This is a genomic window from Streptomyces arenae, assembly GCF_022343545.1.
GTDB lineage: Bacteria > Actinomycetota > Actinomycetes > Streptomycetales > Streptomycetaceae > Streptomyces > Streptomyces humi.
In genome coordinates, this window is the sequence record NZ_JAKQYH010000064.1 from 376,695 (window position 1) to 394,412 (window position 17,718).

17 protein-coding genes are annotated in these 17,718 nt (G+C 70.1%); 16 read left to right on the plus strand and 1 reads right to left on the minus strand.

Annotation, left to right across the window (positions count from 1 at the left end; genetic code table 11):
- Window positions 1-122 precede the first annotated feature (122 nt).
- From MB828_RS29650 to nusB, 3 genes are read left to right on the plus strand one after another with little or no spacing between them, the layout of a single operon-like run.
- On the plus strand, window positions 123-1,229 hold the full coding sequence (locus tag MB828_RS29650) for an aminopeptidase P family protein (RefSeq protein ID WP_301650858.1): 1,107 nt from the start codon (window positions 123-125) through the stop codon (window positions 1,227-1,229).
- A 52-nt stretch (window positions 1,230-1,281) separates the two neighbouring features.
- Complete coding sequence (gene efp, locus MB828_RS29655) at window positions 1,282-1,848, plus strand: elongation factor P (protein WP_046726575.1); 567 nt, start codon at window positions 1,282-1,284, stop codon at window positions 1,846-1,848.
- A 2-nt stretch (window positions 1,849-1,850) separates the two neighbouring features.
- A complete protein-coding gene (gene nusB, locus MB828_RS29660; RefSeq protein ID WP_046726574.1) occupies window positions 1,851-2,282 on the plus strand; it encodes a transcription antitermination factor NusB in 432 nt (143 codons plus the stop codon).
- A gap of 249 nt (window positions 2,283-2,531) precedes the next feature.
- Here nusB and MB828_RS29665 read toward each other — a convergent pair whose 3' ends face one another.
- The gene (locus MB828_RS29665) at window positions 2,532-3,035 is read right to left on the minus strand and encodes a transcriptional regulator BldD (RefSeq protein WP_020938842.1); all 504 of its coding nucleotides are present in this window, start codon (window positions 3,033-3,035) and stop codon (window positions 2,532-2,534) included.
- Between the two features lie 253 nt (window positions 3,036-3,288).
- Here MB828_RS29665 and pyrR point away from each other — a divergent pair, with 253 nt between their 5' ends.
- The 13 genes from pyrR (at window position 3,289) to metK (ending at window position 17,671) form a co-directional block, all read left to right on the plus strand.
- Entirely contained in the window at window positions 3,289-3,879 is a 591-nt protein-coding gene (gene pyrR / locus MB828_RS29670; RefSeq protein ID WP_301650859.1) for a bifunctional pyr operon transcriptional regulator/uracil phosphoribosyltransferase PyrR, read from the plus strand.
- A gap of 83 nt (window positions 3,880-3,962) precedes the next feature.
- Window positions 3,963-4,943: an aspartate carbamoyltransferase catalytic subunit gene (locus tag MB828_RS29675; protein WP_133026019.1), complete on the plus strand. Its 981-nt coding sequence runs from the start codon at window positions 3,963-3,965 to the stop codon at window positions 4,941-4,943.
- A 5-nt stretch (window positions 4,944-4,948) separates the two neighbouring features.
- Window positions 4,949-6,235 (plus strand): dihydroorotase, encoded by a 1,287-nt coding sequence (locus tag MB828_RS29680; RefSeq protein ID WP_133026020.1) that lies wholly within the window; start codon window positions 4,949-4,951, stop codon window positions 6,233-6,235.
- Window positions 6,232-6,801 carry a hypothetical protein gene (locus MB828_RS29685; RefSeq protein ID WP_046726570.1) on the plus strand — a complete coding sequence of 190 codons (570 nt, stop codon included), beginning with the start codon at window positions 6,232-6,234 and terminating at the stop codon, window positions 6,799-6,801. Before MB828_RS29680 ends, MB828_RS29685 begins: the two co-directional genes overlap by 4 nt.
- A complete protein-coding gene (gene carA, locus MB828_RS29690; RefSeq protein ID WP_301650860.1) occupies window positions 6,798-7,940 on the plus strand; it encodes a glutamine-hydrolyzing carbamoyl-phosphate synthase small subunit in 1,143 nt (380 codons plus the stop codon). The genes MB828_RS29685 and carA overlap by 4 nt, the downstream gene beginning before the upstream one ends.
- Window positions 7,933-11,244, plus strand: a complete 3,312-nt coding sequence (gene carB, locus MB828_RS29695) for a carbamoyl-phosphate synthase large subunit (RefSeq protein WP_301650861.1) — start codon at window positions 7,933-7,935, stop codon at window positions 11,242-11,244. The genes carA and carB overlap by 8 nt, the downstream gene beginning before the upstream one ends.
- A 158-nt stretch (window positions 11,245-11,402) precedes the next feature.
- Window positions 11,403-12,509, plus strand: coding sequence for a quinone-dependent dihydroorotate dehydrogenase (locus tag MB828_RS29700; protein ID WP_301650862.1), 1,107 nt, complete (start codon window positions 11,403-11,405; stop codon window positions 12,507-12,509).
- Entirely contained in the window at window positions 12,506-13,351 is an 846-nt protein-coding gene (gene pyrF, locus MB828_RS29705; protein ID WP_301650863.1) for an orotidine-5'-phosphate decarboxylase, read from the plus strand. The genes MB828_RS29700 and pyrF overlap by 4 nt, the downstream gene beginning before the upstream one ends.
- A gap of 267 nt (window positions 13,352-13,618) precedes the next feature.
- A complete protein-coding gene (locus tag MB828_RS29710; protein WP_003977346.1) occupies window positions 13,619-13,942 on the plus strand; it encodes an integration host factor in 324 nt (107 codons plus the stop codon).
- 60 nt (window positions 13,943-14,002) lie between these two features.
- Complete coding sequence (gene gmk, locus MB828_RS29715) at window positions 14,003-14,596, plus strand: guanylate kinase (protein WP_301650864.1); 594 nt, start codon at window positions 14,003-14,005, stop codon at window positions 14,594-14,596.
- A 51-nt stretch (window positions 14,597-14,647) separates the two neighbouring features.
- On the plus strand, window positions 14,648-14,920 hold the full coding sequence (gene rpoZ, locus MB828_RS29720; RefSeq protein ID WP_005319902.1) for a DNA-directed RNA polymerase subunit omega: 273 nt from the start codon (window positions 14,648-14,650) through the stop codon (window positions 14,918-14,920).
- 73 nt (window positions 14,921-14,993) lie between these two features.
- Entirely contained in the window at window positions 14,994-16,223 is a 1,230-nt protein-coding gene (coaBC, locus tag MB828_RS29725; RefSeq protein WP_301650865.1) for a bifunctional phosphopantothenoylcysteine decarboxylase/phosphopantothenate--cysteine ligase CoaBC, read from the plus strand.
- 239 nt (window positions 16,224-16,462) lie between these two features.
- Entirely contained in the window at window positions 16,463-17,671 is a 1,209-nt protein-coding gene (gene metK / locus MB828_RS29730; protein ID WP_046726563.1) for a methionine adenosyltransferase, read from the plus strand.
- Window positions 17,672-17,718 lie beyond the last annotated feature (47 nt).

Below are 17,718 nucleotides of genomic sequence, written 5' to 3' on the forward strand. Positions count from 1 at the left end.
CTCGGCCCCCACGCACCCCGCACCCGACGACGCACCCCACTCGGCCCCCACGCACCCCGCACCCGCACCCCACTCGGCCCCCTCGACCGGCACGATTCGCCCAGCACTCCTACGCTCGTGTCATGTCCGAGGTGTACGCCGCACGCCGAACCCGCCTGAGGGACCGCTGCCAGGCCAGCGGCAGCGCCTCCGCGCTGATCTCGCGCCCCGCCAACGTGAGATACCTCGCCGGCGCCGCCCCGCACGGCTCCGTCCTGCTGCTCGGGAAACGCGAGGACCTCCTCGTGGCACCCGGCCCGCTGGACGACCGCCCCACCGGGGCCCGCGTCGACGAGTCCCTCCGGCCGCACCTTCTGGAAGGCCCCGCCGGCGACCCCGCGGTGGCCGCCGCAGGCCTCGCCGCCGCCCAGGGCACCGACGCCCTCGCCGTCGAGGAACACCACCTCACCGTGGCCCGGCACCGCGCCCTCGCCTCGGTCGCCCCGCGGCTGCGCCTCGCCGATCTGGGCAGCGCGGTCGAGCAGCTCAGGGTCGTCAAGGACGAGGAGGAGATCTCCTGCCTGCGCATCGGCGCCGAGATCGCCGACCAGGCCCTCGGGGAACTGCTGGAGTCGATCCTCGTCGGCCGTACCGAACGGCACCTCGCCCTGGAGCTGGAGCGCCGGCTGGTCGACCACGGCGCCGACGGCCCGGCCTTCCGCACCTCCGTCGCCACCGGCCCGAACTCCGGGCGCCGCGGCCACCGCCCCACCGACCGGCGGGTCGAGGAGGGCGACTTCCTCTCCGTCTGCCTCGGCGCCACCTACCGCGGCTACCGCTGCGAGATCGGCCGCACCTTCGTGATCGGCACCTCGCCCGCGGACTGGCAGATCGAGCTGTACGACCTGGTCTTCGCCGCCCAGCGGGCCGGCCGGGAGAGCCTTGTACCCGGTGCCGCCTGCCGTGACGTGGACCGTGCCGCGCGCCAGGTACTGGACTCCGCGGGTCACTCCGAGGGACTGCAACCCCTCACCGGACACGGTGTGGGACTCGAAATCGACGAGGACCCGCAGCTCGCCCCCTCGGCCATGGGTAAACTGGACGCTTGCGTGCCGGTCACCGTCGAACCGGGGGTCCACCTCCCGGGCCGGGGCGGTGTCCGGATCGATGACACGCTCGTCGTGCGCCCCGAGGCGGACGGCGGACCCGAGCTACTCACCATCACGACCAAGGAGCTGCTCGCACTATAGGGAAGGTGCGTGCCCCGGGGTCGTCCACGTCAGTCCAGGAGATTCCGCAACCGTGGCTTCCACGAACGACCTCAAGAACGGCCTGGTGCTCAAGCTCGAAGGCGGCCAGCTCTGGTCCGTCGTCGAGTTCCAGCACGTCAAGCCCGGCAAGGGCCCCGCATTCGTGCGCACCAAGCTCAAGAACGTGCTGTCCGGCAAGGTCGTCGACAAGACCTTCAACGCCGGCGTCAAGGTCGAGACGGCCACTGTCGACAAGCGCGACATGCAGTTCTCGTACATGGACGGCGAGTACTTCGTCTTCATGGACATGGACACGTACGACCAGCTGCACATCGACCGGAAGACCGTCGGTGACGCCGCGAACTTCCTGATCGAGGGCTTCACGGCCGTCGTCGCCCAGCACGAGGGCGAGGTGCTCTTCGTCGAGCTGCCCGCCGCCGTCGAGCTGACCATCCAGGAGACCGAGCCCGGCGTCCAGGGCGACCGCTCCACCGGCGGCACCAAGCCCGCCACGCTGGAGACCGGCCACCAGATCCAGGTCCCGCTCTTCATCACCACCGGTGAGAAGATCAAGGTCGACACCCGCACCAGCGACTACCTCGGCCGGGTGAACAGCTAACCGTGGCTGCCCGCAACACGGCCCGCAAGCGCGCCTTCCAGATCCTCTTCGAGGGCGACCAGCGCGGGGCCGACGTCCTGACCGTGCTCGCGGACTGGGTCCGGCTGTCCCGGACCGACACCCGGCAGCCGCCGGTCAGCGAGTACACGATGCAGCTGGTCGAGGGCTACGCGGAACACGCCACGCGTATCGACGAGCTGATCGCCCAGTACTCGGTCGGCTGGACGCTGGACCGGATGCCGGTCGTCGACCGCAACATCCTGCGTCTCGGTGCCTACGAGCTGATCTGGGCCGACGAGACACCGGACGCCGTCGTCCTCGACGAGATGGTCCAGCTGGCCAAGGAGTTCTCCACGGACGAGTCGCCGGCGTTCGTGAACGGGCTCCTCGGGCGTCTGAAGGAGCTGAAGCCGTCGCTGCGCCGCGAGGCGTGAGCCGACACAACGCCGGAAGGCCCGCAGCTGCTTGCTGCGGGCCTTCCGGCGTTCCTGTGCCCAATGGGGTGGGTGGTGCGGTCGTCGGGCGGCTGACGGCCGTCTGGGGCTTGTCGCGCGGTTCCTCGCGCCCCTGCCTCGTGCACCTGCGTCGCTCAGGACGTGAACCTGAAAAAAGCCGCCGGGGTGGCCGGAACCGTTGAGTTCCGGCCACCCCGGCGGCACGTTTCTGCTCAGGCGTGGTGCGGGTCAGGCGTCCTCGTGGGTGGCCACAGCGCGGCGGGCGTCCGCGTCCAGGACGCCCCAGCTGATCAGCTGCTCGGTGAGGACCGAGGGGGACTGGTCGTAGATGACGGCCAGTGTGCGCAGGTCGTCCTGGCGGATCGACAGCACCTTGCCGTTGTAGTCACCGCGCTGGGACTGGATGGTCGCCGCGTAGCGCTGGAGCGGGCCCGCCTTCTCGGCCGGCACCGTGGCCAGCCGCTCCAGGTCGAGGACCAGCTTCGGCGGGGGCTCGGCGGCACCGCCGGGGGTGGTGCCGGGCAGCAGTTCCTGCACGGGGACCCCGTAGAAATCCGCCAACTCGGCAAGACGCTGTACGGTCACGGCACGGTCGCCGCGCTCGTACGAACCGACCACCACGGCCTTCCAGCGTCCCTGGGACTTCTCCTCGACACCGTGGAGGGATAGGCCCTGCTGGGTGCGGATGGCCCGGAGCTTGGCCCCGAGCTGTTTGGCGTATTCGCTGGACATATAGCTCCCCGGACACTGTGTCGACGCGGCCGGCCTTGGTTCCTGCCGCGCGGCTGGTAACTCACTGTGAGGTTACGCAGCGTTACTCTCCTGCGTCAAGCCGAATGGTCCGCACCGACTCTTCCGTGGTGACGATGGCCGGTTAGGCCGAGGGGGTGATCGGGGGCCCGGACGCCACCTGCTACGGTGGATGGCGCAAATCCGACGTCCTTTAAGGTCCGTCCCGTGAGGCGGAGAAGGGGGTCCGTTTCGTATGGACAAGCAGGAACAGCAGGACAAGCAGGTCAAGCCTGATCTTCAGGCGTCCGATGCCCGGCCCGTGCTCGAAGGGCCCGACATCGCGCGGGTGCTGACCCGCATCGCCCACGAGGTCGTCGAACGCGCCAAGGGCGCCGACGACGTGGTGCTCCTCGGCATTCCGACCCGCGGCGTCTTCCTCGCCCGGCGGCTCGCCGCCAAGCTGGAGCAGATCACCGACCGCAAGATCCCGGTCGGTTCGCTCGACATCACCATGTACCGCGACGACCTGCGCATGCACCCGCCCCGCGCGCTGGCCCGCACCGAGATCCCCGGCGACGGCATCGACGGCAGACTGGTCGTCCTCGTCGACGACGTGCTCTTCTCGGGCCGCACCATCCGCGCCGCCCTCGACGCGCTGAACGACATCGGGCGCCCGCGCGCGGTCCAGCTCGCGGTCCTCGTCGACCGGGGCCACCGCGAACTGCCCATCCGCGCCGACTACGTCGGCAAGAACCTCCCCACGTCGTTGCGGGAGACGGTCAAGGTCCTGCTCGCCGAGGAGGACGGTCGCGACACCGTGCTGCTCGGCGCGAAGGCCCAGTAGCAGTCCGAGGCCCGCGCCGGTCCGGCGCGCCCTGGCCTGCCCGCAATCTCCCGATATGTGAACTGCCCTACGGAGCCTGACAGATGCAGCGTCATCTCATCTCGGCCGCCGACCTCACCCGCGACGACGCCGTCCTGATCCTCGACACCGCCGAGGAGATGGCCCGGGTCGCCGACCGGCCGATCAAGAAGCTGCCGACCCTGCGCGGCCGCACCGTGGTCAACCTCTTCTTCGAGGACTCGACCCGGACCCGGATCTCCTTCGAGGCCGCCGAGAAGCGCCTCTCCGCCGACGTCATCAACTTCACCGCCAAGGGATCGAGCGTCTCCAAGGGCGAGTCCCTCAAGGACACCGCCCAGACCCTGGAGGCGATGGGCGTCGACGCCGTCGTCATCCGGCACGGTGCCTCCGGCGCGCCCTACCGCCTGGCGAACTCCGGCTGGATCGACGCGGCCGTCATCAACGCGGGCGACGGCACCCACCAGCACCCCACCCAGGCCCTCCTGGACGCCTTCACCATGCGCCGCCGGCTCGTCGGCAGGGACGCCGGCATAGGGCAGGACCTGGCCGGCAAGCGCATCACCCTCGTCGGCGACGTCCTGCACAGCCGGGTCGCCCGCTCCAACGTGGACCTGCTGCACACCCTCGGCGCCGAGGTCACCCTGGTCGCCCCGCCCACCCTGGTGCCGGTCGGCGTCGAGCGCTGGCCCTGCGAGGTGTCGTACGACCTCGACGCCGTCCTCCCCAAGTCCGACGCGGTGATGATGCTGCGCGTGCAGCGGGAGCGCATGAACGCCGCGTTCTTCCCGACCGAGCGCGAGTACTCACGCCGCTACGGCCTCGACGGCGACCGGATGGCGAAGATGCCCGAGCACGCCATCGTGATGCACCCCGGCCCGATGGTCCGCGGCATGGAGATCACCGCCGAGGTCGCCGACTCCGAGCGCTGCACCGTGGTCGAGCAGGTCGCAAACGGAGTCTCCATCCGGATGGCCGTCCTGTACCTCCTGCTCGGCGGCAACGAACCCGCCGTCAGTCACGCCCGTACCACCGAGGAGAAGTAAGACCCATGAGCAAGATCCTGATCCGTGGTGCGAAGGTGCTCGGCGGTGAGCCGCAGGACGTCCTGATCGACGGTGAGACGATCTCCCAGGTGGGCGCCGGGCTGTCCGCCGAGGGCGCCGAGGTCGTCGAAGCCGCCGGCAAGGTGCTGCTGCCGGGCCTCGTGGACCTGCACACGCATCTGCGCGAGCCCGGCCGCGAGGACTCCGAGACCGTCCTCACCGGCACCCGAGCGGCCGCGACCGGCGGCTACACGGCCGTGTTCGCCATGGCCAACACCTTCCCGGTCGCCGACACCGCCGGCGTGGTCGAGCAGGTCTACCGGCTCGGCCAGGAGCACGGCTACTGCGACGTCCAGCCCATCGGCGCCGTCACCGTCGGCCTGGAGGGCAGGAAGCTCGCCGAGCTGGGCGCCATGCACGAGTCGGCCGCCGGGGTCACCGTCTTCTCCGACGACGGCAAGTGCGTCGACGACGCCGTGATCATGCGCCGCGCCCTGGAGTACGTGAAGGCCTTCGGCGGGGTCGTCGCCCAGCACGCGCAGGAGCCGCGGCTGACCGAGGGCGCCCAGATGAACGAGGGGATCGTCTCGGCGGAACTGGGGCTGGGCGGCTGGCCCGCCGTCGCCGAGGAGTCGATCATCGCCCGGGACGTCCTGCTCGCCGAGCACGTCGGCTCCCGCGTCCACATCTGCCACCTCTCGACCGCCGGCTCCGTCGAGATCGTCCGCTGGGCCAAGTCCCGCGGCATCGACGTCACCGCCGAGGTCACCCCGCACCACCTCCTGCTCACCGACGAGCTGGTGCGGTCGTACAACCCGGTCTACAAGGTCAACCCGCCGCTGCGCACCGAGCGCGACGTGCTGGCGCTGCGCGAGGCCCTGGCCGACGGCACCATCGACATCGTCGCCACCGACCACGCCCCGCACCCGCACGAGGACAAGGACTGCGAGTGGGCCGCGGCCGCCATGGGGATGGTGGGCCTGGAGACCGCGCTGTCGGTGGTCCAGGAGACCATGGTGGACACCGGCCTGCTGACCTGGGCCGGCGTCGCCGACCGGATGTCCGTCAAGCCCGCGCGGATCGGACAGGCGACCGGCCACGGCCGTCCCGTCTCGGCTGGTGAGCCCGCCAACCTCACCCTGGTCGACACGGAATACCGTGGCCTGGTGGACCCCGCGGGCTTCGCCTCACGCAGCCGCAACACCCCTTACGAGGGACGCGAGCTGCCGGGCCGTGTCACCCACACGTGGCTGCGGGGCAAGGCGACGCTCGTGGACGGGAAGCTCACGTGACACCTCTCATCCTGCTGGCAGACGAGAAGAAGTCGGCCGCGGTCACCGACTGGGCCGCGCGCATCGGCTGGCTGGTCGGCCTGGCGCTCTTCGTCGCGCTCGTCTACTGGCTGATGCGCGAGGGCTGGAAATGGCGGGGCACGCTCCAGGGCGACCTGCCCGAGCTGCCCAGCGCGCCGGAGGAGCCCGGTGCCGTGAGACTGACCATGAGCGGCCGCTACCACGGCTCCACCACCGCCGGGCAGTGGCTGGACCGCATCGTGGCCCGCGGCCTCGGCTCCCGCAGCCGGGCCGAGCTCACCCTGACCGACGCGGGCCTGGACGTCGTACGCCCCGGCGCGACCGACTTCTTCATCCCCGCCGCCGCGCTCCGCGAGGCCCTGCTGGGCAAGGGCATCGCGGGCAAGGTCCTCACCGAGGGCGGACTGCTCGTGGTGACCTGGCAGCACGGCGACAAACTGATCGACTCCGGTTTCCGCTCCGACCACGCGGCCGAGCACACCGAATGGGTCGACGCCATCAACTCCATGACCAAGACCAACAGCACGGAAGGCGCCGAACGATGACGACCTCCACAAGGGGAACCAACCAGGTTCCCGCCGTACTCGTCCTGGAGGACGGCCGGATCTTCCGCGGCCGCGCCTACGGGGCCGTGGGGGAGACTTTCGGCGAGGCCGTGTTCTCCACCGGCATGACCGGCTACCAGGAGACCCTCACCGACCCCTCCTACGACCGCCAGATCGTGGTCGCCACCGCCCCGCAGATCGGCAACACGGGCTGGAACGACGAGGACGACGAGTCCGGCCGCATCTGGGTCTCCGGCTACGTCGTACGCGACCCCGCGCGCGTGCCCTCCAACTGGCGCGCCAAGCGTTCGCTGGACGCGGAACTGGTGGCGCAGGGCGTGGTCGGCATCTCCGGGATCGACACCCGCGCCCTCACCCGCCACCTGCGCGAGCGCGGGTCCATGCGGTCCGGCATCTTCTCCGGCGAGGCGATCGCCACCGACGCCGAACTCCTCGCGCGCGTGCAGGCCCAGCCGCACATGAAGGGCGCCAGCCTCTACGAGGAGGTCGCCACCAAGGAGGCCTACGTCGTCCCGGCCGTCGGGCAGAAGCGATTCACCGTCGCCGCCGTCGACCTCGGCATCAAGGGCATGACCCCGCAGCGGATGGCCGAGCGCGGCATCGAGGTGCACGTGCTGCCCGCGACCGCCACCGAGGAGGACGTGTTCGCCGTCTCCCCGGACGGTGTGTTCTTCTCCAACGGCCCCGGCGACCCGGCCACGGCCGACGGCCCGGTGGCCCTGATGACCGCCGTGCTGGAGCGGAAGACCCCGCTGTTCGGCATCTGCTTCGGCAACCAGATCCTCGGCCGCGCGCTCGGCTTCGGCACCTACAAACTGAAGTACGGCCACCGGGGCATCAACCAGCCGGTGCAGGACCGTACGACCGGCAAGGTCGAGGTCACCGCGCACAACCACGGGTTCGCCGTGGACGCGCCGCTGGACCAGGTCAGCGAGACGAGGTTCGGCCGCGCCGAGGTCTCGCACGTCTGCCTCAACGACGACGTCGTGGAGGGGCTGCAGCTGCTCGACCAGCCGGCCTTCTCCGTCCAGTACCACCCCGAAGCGGCAGCGGGCCCGCACGACGCCGCCTACCTGTTCGACCGCTTCGTTTCCCTGATGGAGGGCCAGCGTGCCTAAGCGCACCGATATCCAGTCCGTCCTGGTCATCGGCTCCGGCCCGATCGTCATCGGCCAGGCCGCCGAGTTCGACTACTCCGGCACCCAGGCCTGCCGCGTGCTGCGCGCCGAGGGCCTGCGGGTCATCCTGGTCAACTCCAACCCGGCGACGATCATGACCGACCCGGAGATCGCCGACGCGACGTACGTCGAGCCGATCACGCCCGAGTTCGTCGAGAAGATCATCGCCAAGGAGCGCCCGGACGCCCTGCTGCCCACCCTGGGCGGTCAGACGGCCCTGAACACCGCGATCTCGCTCGACGAGAACGGCGTCCTCGCCAAGTACGGCGTCGAGCTGATCGGGGCCAACGTCGAGGCCATCAACAAGGGCGAGGACCGCGACCTCTTCAAGGAGGTCGTGGAGGAGGTCCGCCGCAAGATCGGGCACGGCGAGTCCGCCCGCTCCGTCATCTGCCACACCATGGACGAGGTCATCGCCGGCGTCGAGGAGCTCGGCGGCGGCTACCCGGTCGTGGTGCGCCCCTCCTTCACCATGGGCGGCGCCGGTTCCGGCTTCGCCCACGACGAGGAGGAGCTGCGCCGGATCGCCGGTCAGGGCCTCACGCTCTCGCCGACCACCGAGGTGCTCCTGGAGGAGTCCATCCTCGGCTGGAAGGAGTACGAGCTGGAGCTGATGCGCGACAAGCACGACAACGTCGTGGTCGTCTGCTCCATCGAGAACTTCGACCCGATGGGCGTGCACACCGGTGACTCGATCACCGTCGCCCCGGCCATGACGCTGACCGACCGCGAGTACCAGATCCTGCGGGACATCGGCATCGCCGTGATCCGCGAGGTCGGCGTGGACACGGGCGGCTGCAACATCCAGTTCGCGGTGAACCCCGAGGACGGCCGGGTCATCGTCATCGAGATGAACCCGCGCGTGTCGCGGTCCTCCGCGCTCGCGTCCAAGGCGACCGGCTTCCCGATCGCGAAGATCGCGGCGAAGCTGGCGGTCGGCTACACCCTGGACGAGATCCCCAACGACATCACGCAGGAGACCCCGGCCTCCTTCGAGCCCACGCTCGACTACGTGGTCGTCAAGGCTCCCCGGTTCGCGTTCGAGAAGTTCCCGCAGGCGGACTCCACGCTGACCACCACCATGAAGTCGGTCGGCGAGGCCATGGCCATCGGCCGCAACTTCACCGAGGCCTTCCAGAAGGCGCTGCGCTCGCTGGAGAAGAAGGGCAGCCAGTTCACCTTCGTCGGCGACCCCGGCGACAAGGAGGCCCTGCTGCACCAGGCGGTACGGCCCACCGACGGCCGGATCAACACCGTCATGCAGGCCATCCGCGCGGGCGCCACCCCCGAGGAGGTCTTCGAGTACACGAAGATCGACCCCTGGTTCGTGGACCAGCTGTTCCTGATCAAGGAGATCGCCGACGAGCTGGCCGGGGCGCCGGAGCTGACCACCGACCTGCTCGCCGAGGCCAAGCGGCACGGCTTCTCCGACCAGCAGATCAGCGAGATCCGCGGACTGCGCGAGGACGTCGTGCGCGAGGTGCGGCACGCGCTGGGCGTACGCCCGGTCTACAAGACGGTCGACACCTGCGCCGCCGAGTTCGCCGCGAAGACGCCGTACTTCTACTCCTCCTACGACGAGGAGACCGAGGTCGCGCCGCGCGAGAAGCCGGCCGTCATCATCCTGGGCTCCGGTCCCAACCGCATCGGCCAGGGCATCGAGTTCGACTACTCCTGCGTGCACGCGTCCTTCGCGCTCAGCGACGCGGGTTACGAGACCGTCATGGTCAACTGCAACCCGGAGACCGTCTCCACCGACTACGACACCTCCGACCGGCTGTACTTCGAGCCGCTCACCCTGGAGGACGTGCTGGAGATCGTCCACGCCGAGCAGCAGGCCGGTCCGGTCGCGGGCGTCGTCGTCCAGCTGGGCGGCCAGACCCCGCTGGGCCTGGCGCAGGCGCTGAAGGACAACGGCGTCCCGATCGTGGGGACGTCCCCCGAGGCGATCCACGCGGCCGAGGACCGGGGCGCCTTCGGGCGGGTGCTGGCCGAGGCGGGCCTGCCGGCCCCCAAGCACGGCACGGCCACCACCTTCGCCGAGGCCAAGGCCATCGCCGACGAGATCGGCTACCCGGTGCTGGTGCGGCCCTCCTACGTGCTCGGCGGGCGCGGCATGGAGATCGTCTACGACGAGACCCGGCTGGAGGCGTACATCGCCGAGTCGACCGAGATCAGCCCCACCCGGCCGGTCCTGGTCGACCGGTTCCTGGACGACGCGATCGAGATCGACGTCGACGCCCTCTACGACGGCGAGGAGCTCTACCTCGGCGGCGTGATGGAGCACATCGAGGAGGCCGGCATCCACTCCGGCGACTCGGCGTGCGCCCTGCCGCCGATCACGCTCGGCGGCTTCGACATCAAGCGGCTGCGGGCCTCCACCGAGGCCATCGCGCGCGGTGTCGGCGTACGCGGTCTGATCAACATCCAGTTCGCGATGGCCGGGGACATCCTGTACGTCCTCGAGGCCAACCCGCGTGCCTCCCGCACGGTCCCCTTCACCTCGAAGGCGACCGCGGTGCCGCTGGCCAAGGCCGCCGCCCGGATCTCGCTGGGCGCGACCGTCGCCGAGCTGCGCGCCGAGGGGCTGCTGCCTGCCCACGGCGACGGCGGCGAACTGCCCTTCGACGCGCCGATCTCCGTCAAGGAGGCGGTCATGCCGTGGTCGCGGTTCCGGGACATCCAGGGGCGGGGTGTGGACACCGTGCTCGGCCCGGAGATGCGCTCCACCGGTGAGGTCATGGGCATCGACTCGGTCTTCGGCACGGCCTACGCCAAGTCGCAGGCCGGCGCCTACGGGCCGCTGCCGACCAAGGGCCGCGCGTTCATCTCGGTCGCCAACCGCGACAAGCGGTCGATGATCTTCCCGGCGCGTGAGCTGGTCGCCCACGGCTTCGAACTGCTCGCCACGTCCGGGACGGCCGAGGTGCTCAAGCGCAACGGCATCAACGCGACGGTCGTCCGCAAGCAGTCGGAGGGCATCGGGCCGAACGGCGAGAAGACGATCGTGCAGCTCGTCCACGACGGCGAGGTCGACCTCATCGTCAACACCCCGTACGGCACGGGGGGTCGCCTGGACGGGTACGAGATCCGGACGGCCGCGGTGGCCCGCTCGGTGCCGTGCCTGACGACCGTGCAGGCGCTGGCGGCGGCCGTGCAGGGGATCGACGCGCTGAACCACGGGGACGTGGGGGTGCGGTCGCTCCAGGAGCATGCGGAGAGGTTGACGGCCGCGAGGGACTGAGAGGCCGTGTTTCGGCTGCGGGCCGGCTGTGGCTGGTCGCGCAGTTCCTCCCCCAGCCTTCGGCCGGGGGCGCCCCCAGCGCCCCTGACGGGGCGCTCTGCCCAGCTGTCTATGAAGGGGGGCACCGGTGACGGTGTCCCCCTCCGCATGAGGACTCCATGTACAAGATCTTCTTCAATCTCGTTTTCAAGCGGATGGACCCGGAACAGGCCCATCACCTCGCCTTCCGGTGGATCCGGCTCGCCGTCCGCATCCCGGTGCTGCGGACCTTCGTCGCCGCCGCGCTCGCGCCCCGCTACAAGGAGCTGCGCACCGAGGCCTTCGGGCTGCGGATGCACGGGCCCTTCGGGCTGGCCGCCGGGTTCGACAAGAACGCCGTCGCCATCGACGGGATGTCGATGCTCGGGTTCGACCACGTCGAGATCGGCACGGTGACCGGGGAGGCACAGCCCGGTAATCCCAGGAAGCGGCTGTTCCGGCTGGTCGCCGACCGGGCGCTGATCAACCGCATGGGCTTCAACAACGACGGCTCGCTGACCGTCGCGGCCCGGCTCGCGACCCGGGAGCCCGTCTTCCGGACCGTCGTGGGCGTCAACATCGGCAAGACCAAGGTCGTACCGGAGGCCGAGGCCGTCGGCGACTACGTGAAGTCCGCCGAGCGGCTCGCGCCGTACGCCGACTACCTGGTCGTGAACGTCTCGTCGCCGAACACGCCGGGCCTGCGCAACCTCCAGGCCACCGAGTCGCTGAGGCCGCTGCTGAGCGCCGTCCGCGAGGCCGCCGACCGGGTGGTGGCCCACCGCCGGGTCCCGCTGCTGGTCAAGATCGCGCCGGATCTCGCCGACGAGGACGTGGACGCCGTCGCCGACCTGGCCGTGGAACTGGGACTGGACGGGATCATCGCGACCAACACCACCATCGCGCGCGAGGGCCTCGGGCTGCGGTCCGACGCCGGTCTGGTCAAGGAGACCGGCGGGCTCTCCGGGGCACCGCTGAAGGAGCGCTCCCTGGAGGTGCTGCGGCGCCTCTACGCGCGCGTGGGCGACCGGATCACCCTGGTGGGCGTCGGTGGCGTCGAGAACGCCGAGGACGCCTGGCAGCGCATCCTGGCCGGTGCCACGCTCGTCCAGGGCTACAGCGCCTTCATCTACGAGGGGCCCTTCTGGGGCCGCGCCGTCCACAAGGGCCTCGCGGCGCGTCTGCGCACCAGCCCGTACGCCACCCTCGCCGACGCGGTCGGCGCCGACGTGAGGAAGCCCGTATGAGCCCCCTGGAGCCCTTCGGCGCGCGGCTGCGCCGCGTCATGGACGAACGCGGTCCGCTGTGCGTCGGCATCGACCCGCACGCCTCGCTGCTCTCCGAGTGGGGGCTGGACGACGACGTGGCGGGCCTGGAGCGGTTCAGCCGCACCGTCGTCGAGGCGGTGGCCGACCGGATCGCCGTCATGAAGCCGCAGAGCGCCTTCTTCGAGCGGTTCGGCTCGCGCGGGGTGGCTGTTCTGGAGCGGGTGGTGCGGGAGGCGCGGGACGCCGGGACGCTGGTCGTCATGGACGCCAAGCGCGGTGACATCGGCTCGACCATGGCCGGGTACGCGCAGGCCTTCCTGAGCAAGGACGCCCCGCTCTTCTCGGACGCCCTGACCGTCTCGCCGTACCTCGGCTACGGCTCGCTCAGCCCGGCCGTCGCACTGGCCCGGGAGAGCGGGGCCGGACTGTTCGTGCTGGCCCTCACCTCGAACCCGGAGGGCCCGGAGGTGCAGCACGCGGTGCGCGCGGACGGCCGTACCGTCGGCGCGACCATGCTGGCGCACCTGGCCGCCGAGAACGCCGGGGAGGAGCCGCTGGGGTCCTTCGGCGCGGTCGTCGGCGCCACGGTCGGCGACCTGTCGTCGTACGACCTCGCCATCAACGGTCCGCTCCTCGCACCCGGTGTCGGCGCGCAGGGGGCGACGGCCGCCGATCTGCCCGCGGTGTTCGGCGCGGCCGTGCGCAACGTGATTCCAAACGTGAGCCGAGGTGTTTTGCGTCACGGTCCCGACGTCGGGGCCCTGCGGGCGGCCGCGGACCGGTTCGCGGGGGAGATCCGGGACGTCGTCGCAGGTGGATGACGACTCCGAGAAGTGCTCCCGTGGGCGTTCCGGCCACGGCTTGAACGTGAATACATCCTCAAATCGCGGGCAGTATGACTGAAATGTCCGGCCTGACGGAGGCTGACCAGGACTTTTCCGCTGTTCTCGCTGACTCCGGCGGACTTGCCCGCTAGTCTCCGAGCAGAGTCAACGGGCAAGCGTGTTGCTCGTAGCTCCCCTGGTGTGGGGCGACTAGGTTCCTCACCGGTCCGTATCCGACAGTTCGACATCCGAGGTGACGTAGGCGTGGCTCTTCCGCCCCTTACCCCTGAACAGCGCGCAGCCGCGCTCGAAAAGGCCGCCGCGGCTCGCCGGGAGCGGGCCGAGGTCAAGAATCGACTCAAGCACTCCGGCGCCTCTCTCCACGAGGTCATCAAGCAGGGTCAGGAAAACGACGTCATCGGCAAGATGAAGGTCTCCGCCCTGCTCGAGTCCCTGCCGGGCGTGGGCAAGGTCCGCGCCAAGCAGATCATGGAGCGACTCGGTATCTCCGAGAGCCGCCGCGTGCGTGGTCTCGGTTCCAACCAGATCGCCTCCCTGGAGCGCGAGTTCGGCAGCACCGGCTCCTGATGGCCGAGCCGTCCGGGAGGGCCGTCCCGGACGGCCTGCGATTGCTGGAATAATCGCTGCATGGCTGCAACATTCCGGGGGACGACCCCCGAGCCCCCGGACGTACGTCCGCGACTGACCGTGCTCTCCGGCCCCTCCGGGGTCGGCAAGAGCACGGTCGTCGCTCATATGCGCAAGGAACACCCGGAGGTCTGGCTCTCGGTGTCGGCCACCACCCGCAGGCCCCGTCCCGGTGAGAAGCACGGAGTCCACTACTTCTTCGTCTCCGACGACGAGATGGACAAGCTGATCGCCAACGGCGAGCTCCTGGAGTGGGCCGAGTTCGCGGGCAACCGCTACGGCACGCCGCGCGCGGCCGTCCTGGAGCACCTGGAGTCCGGGGTGCCGGTCCTCCTGGAGATCGACCTCCAGGGCGCCCGGCAGGTCCGCGAGACCATGCCGGAGGGCCGGCTGGTGTTCCTGGCCCCTCCCTCCTGGGAGGAGCTGGTGCGCAGGCTCACCGGGCGCGGCACCGAGGCGCCCGAGGTGATCGAACGCCGACTGGCCGCGGCCAAGATCGAACTGGCCGCCGAGCCGGAGTTCGACGAGACGCTGGTCAACACCTCCGTCGAGGACGTGGCACGCGAGCTGCTAGCCTTGATGGACGTTGTGTGATCGTCGCCGATCATTCAGACTGAATCTTTCCCATCCATCGGAAGGCAGAGCGTGTCCTCTTCCATCACCGCGCCCGAGGGCATCATCAACCCTCCGATCGACGAGCTCCTCGAGGCCACCGACTCGAAGTACAGCCTCGTGATCTACGCGGCCAAGCGCGCCCGTCAGATCAACGCGTACTACTCGCAGCTCGGCGAGGGCCTCCTCGAGTACGTCGGTCCGCTCGTGGACACCCACGTCCACGAGAAGCCGCTCTCCATCGCCCTGCGCGAGATCAACGCGGGTCTGCTGACCTCCGAGGCCATCGAGGGCCCGGCGCAGTAGTACTTTCGTATTGCAGTTGACTTATCCACAGGCCCGGCAGCCGACTGCCGGGCCTGTGGTGTGTGATGGCGTCATGGATTCGACGAGTGGAGGCCCGGTGGGCAAGCCGAAGGTCGTGCTGGGGGTCAGCGGCGGCATCGCCGCGTACAAGGCCTGTGAGCTGCTGAGGAGGTTCACCGAGTCGGGACACGACGTCCGGGTCGTGCCCACCGCCTCCGCCCTGCACTTCGTCGGGGCCGCCACCTGGTCCGCCCTCTCCGGCAACCCCGTCTCCACCGAGGTCTGGGACCACGTCGAAGAGGTCCCGCACGTCCGCATCGGCCAGCACGCCGACCTGGTCGTGGTCGCCCCCGCCACCGCCGACATGCTCGCCAAGGCGGCCCACGGCCTCGCCGACGACCTGCTCACCAACACCCTCCTCACGGCCCGCTGCCCGGTCGTCTTCGCCCCTGCCATGCACACCGAGATGTGGGAGCACCCGGCCACCCAGGAGAACGTGGCCACGCTGCGCCGCCGCGGCGCCGTCGTGGTCGAACCGGCGGTCGGCCGGCTCACCGGCGTCGACACCGGCAAGGGCCGGCTGCCCGACCCGGCGGAGATCTTCGAGGTGTGCCGCCGGGTCCTGGCCCGGGGCGTGGCCGAGCCCGACCTGAGGGGCCGCCACGTCGTCGTCTCCGCCGGCGGCACCCGCGAGCCCCTGGACCCGGTCCGCTTCCTCGGCAACCGCTCCTCCGGCAAGCAGGGCTACGCCCTCGCCCGTACGGCCGCCGCGCGGGGCGCCCGGGTGACCCTGGTCGCCGCCAACACCACCGGCCTGCCGGACCCGGCCGGCGTGGACGTGGTCCCGGTCGGTACGGCCGTGCAACTGCGTGAGGCGGTACTGAAGGCGGCCGCCGACGCGGACGCCGTGGTGATGGCCGCCGCCGTCGCCGACTTCCGCCCCGCGGTCTACGCGACCGGGAAGATCAAGAAGAAGGACGGCCAGGAACCGGAACCGATCGTTCTCGTGCGGAATCCGGACATCCTCGCGGAGATCTCGGCCGACCGGGCGCGGCCCGGACAGGTGATCGTGGGCTTCGCCGCGGAGACCGACGACGTGCTCGCCAACGGCCGGACCAAGCTGGCGCGCAAGGGCTGCGACCTGCTCGTGGTGAACGAGGTGGGGGAGCGCAAGACCTTCGGTTCCGAGGAGAACGAGGCCGTGGTGCTGGGCGCCGACGGCAGCGAGACCCCGGTACCGCACGGGCCGAAGGAGGCGCTCGCCGACACCGTCTGGGATCTCGTGGCGGCCCGTTTGGGTTAACTTATTTCAGCCGTATGTCAACTTTCCCGGACACGACATTGCGGTGCGGGTCCTCTGGTCAAGGCCGCCGACCATTGGGCAGAATGCCCGTGCCGCAGGTCACAGCACTTCCGAGTGTCGAGACAGGTGGGCCGGCGGCCGAGTGCGACCGATAAACTGTTCTCGGACGACGCCCGGGTGCAGCCCCCGTGTCGTCCACCAATGATCAGACAGCAGCCGCTGCAACCCCAGGGAGCGTTGTGTCCCGTCGCCTGTTCACCTCGGAGTCCGTGACCGAGGGCCACCCCGACAAGATCGCTGACCAGATCAGCGACACCATTCTCGACGCGCTGCTGCGCGAGGACCCGACCTCCCGGGTCGCCGTCGAGACGCTGATCACCACCGGCCTGGTGCACGTGGCCGGCGAGGTCACGACCAAGACGTACGCGGACATCGCGACGCTGGTCCGCAACAAGATCCTCGAGATCGGCTACGACTCCTCGAAGAAGGGCTTCGACGGAGCCTCCTGCGGCGTCTCGGTCTCCATCGGCGCGCAGTCCCCGGACATCGCCCAGGGCGTGGACACCGCGTACGAGAACCGGGTCGAGGGCGACGAGGACGAACTCGACAAGCAGGGCGCCGGCGACCAGGGCCTGATGTTCGGCTACGCCACCGACGAGACGCCGACCCTGATGCCGCTGCCGATCTTCCTGGCGCACCGGCTGTCGAAGCGCCTCTCCGAGGTCCGCAAGAACGGCACCATCCCCTACCTGCGGCCCGACGGCAAGACGCAGGTCACCATCGAGTACGACGGTGACAAGGCCGTCCGTCTCGACACGGTCGTGGTCTCCAGCCAGCACGCCTCGGACATCGACCTGGAGTCGCTGCTCGCCCCCGACATCCGCGAGTTCGTGGTGGAGGCGGAGCTGAAGGCGCTGCTCGACGACGGCATCAAGCTCGACACCGAGAACTACCGTCTGCTGGTCAACCCGACCGGCCGTTTCGAGATCGGCGGCCCGATGGGCGACGCCGGTCTGACCGGCCGCAAGATCATCATCGACACCTACGGCGGCATGGCCCGGCACGGTGGCGGTGCCTTCTCGGGCAAGGACCCGTCCAAGGTCGACCGCTCGGCCGCCTACGCGATGCGCTGGGTCGCCAAGAACGTGGTCGCGGCCGGTCTGGCCGCCCGCTGCGAGGTCCAGGTCGCGTACGCGATCGGCAAGGCCGAGCCGGTGGGTCTGTTCGTCGAGACCTTCGGCACCGCGAAGATCGACCACGAGAAGATCGAGAAGGCGATCGACGAGGTCTTCGACCTGCGTCCGGCCGCGATCATCCGTGACCTCGACCTGCTCCGCCCGATCTACGCCCAGACCGCGGCGTACGGTCACTTCGGCCGTGAGCTCCCCGAGTTCACCTGGGAGAAGACCGACCGGGTGGACGCCCTGCGCAAGGCCGCCGGCCTCTAGGCGGACACCGGCAGAGCATTCGACGCCGGCTCCCGCGACCACCGAAA